The organism is Pusillimonas sp. T2 (genome assembly GCF_002236805.1).
In the GTDB taxonomy this organism is placed as follows: Bacteria; Pseudomonadota; Gammaproteobacteria; order Burkholderiales; family Burkholderiaceae_B; genus Neopusillimonas.
The window spans coordinates 1-1170 of the sequence record NZ_NIQA01000033.1 but is presented as its reverse complement, the minus strand read 5'-3'; the positions used below and the strand labels follow the sequence as shown (position 1 = coordinate 1170).

Annotated in this window: 1 protein-coding gene; it reads left to right on the top strand. The window is 56.3% G+C overall.

Annotated elements, in window-relative coordinates; all coding sequences use genetic code 11:
• Position 1: 1 nt before the first annotated feature.
• A partial coding sequence (gene tuf, locus PuT2_RS15620; RefSeq protein WP_093971914.1) for an elongation factor Tu occupies positions 2–1170 on the top strand: 1169 nt, incomplete at its 3' end.

Here is a 1170-nt window from a genome sequence, read left to right as displayed (position 1 = left end):
CATGGCAAAAGGTAAGTTTGAGCGGACCAAACCGCACGTAAACGTCGGCACGATCGGTCACGTTGACCACGGCAAAACGACGCTGACCGCAGCGATCACAACAGTATTGTCCAAGGCCTTCGGTGGTGAAGCCAAAGACTACTCGCAAATTGACGCAGCTCCCGAAGAAAAGGCCCGTGGTATTACGATCAATACCTCGCACGTTGAGTACGAAACTGCAGCCCGTCACTATGCTCACGTTGACTGCCCCGGCCACGCCGACTACGTCAAGAACATGATTACGGGTGCCGCCCAGATGGACGGCGCGATTTTGGTGGTATCGGCCGCTGACGGCCCAATGCCCCAAACACGTGAACACATTCTGCTGAGCCGTCAGGTTGGCGTGCCTTATATCATCGTGTTCCTGAACAAAGCCGACATGGTCGACGACGAAGAGTTGCTCGAGCTGGTCGAAATGGAAGTGCGCGAGCTGCTGTCCAAGTACGACTTCCCCGGCGACGACACCCCCATCATCAAGGGTTCGGCCAAGCTGGCACTGGAAGGCGACGAAGGCCCATTGGGTAAAGAAGCCATCCTGAAACTGGCTGAAGCACTGGACACCTACATCCCCACGCCTGAGCGTGCGGTTGACGGTACATTCCTGATGCCTGTTGAAGACGTATTCTCGATCTCGGGTCGCGGTACTGTAGTGACTGGCCGTATCGAGCGCGGTATCGTCAAAGTCGGCGAAGAGATCGAAATCGTTGGTATCAAAGACACCGTCAAGACGACTTGCACGGGCGTTGAAATGTTCCGCAAGTTGCTGGACCAAGGCCAAGCTGGCGACAACGTTGGTGTATTGCTGCGCGGTACCAAGCGTGAAGACGTTGAGCGTGGTCAAGTTCTGGCCAAGCCCGGCTCGATCAAGCCGCACACCGAGTTCACCGCCGAGGTGTACATTCTGTCCAAAGACGAAGGTGGCCGTCACACGCCGTTCTTCAATGGCTACCGTCCTCAGTTCTACTTCCGTACTACTGACGTTACCGGTACGATTGACCTGGGCGCAGACAAAGAAATGGTTCTGCCTGGCGATAATGTCTCGATGACTGTCAAGCTGATCGCTCCGATCGCTATGGAAGAAGGTCTGCGCTTCGCGATCCGCGAAGGTGGCCGTACCGTCGGCGCCGGTGT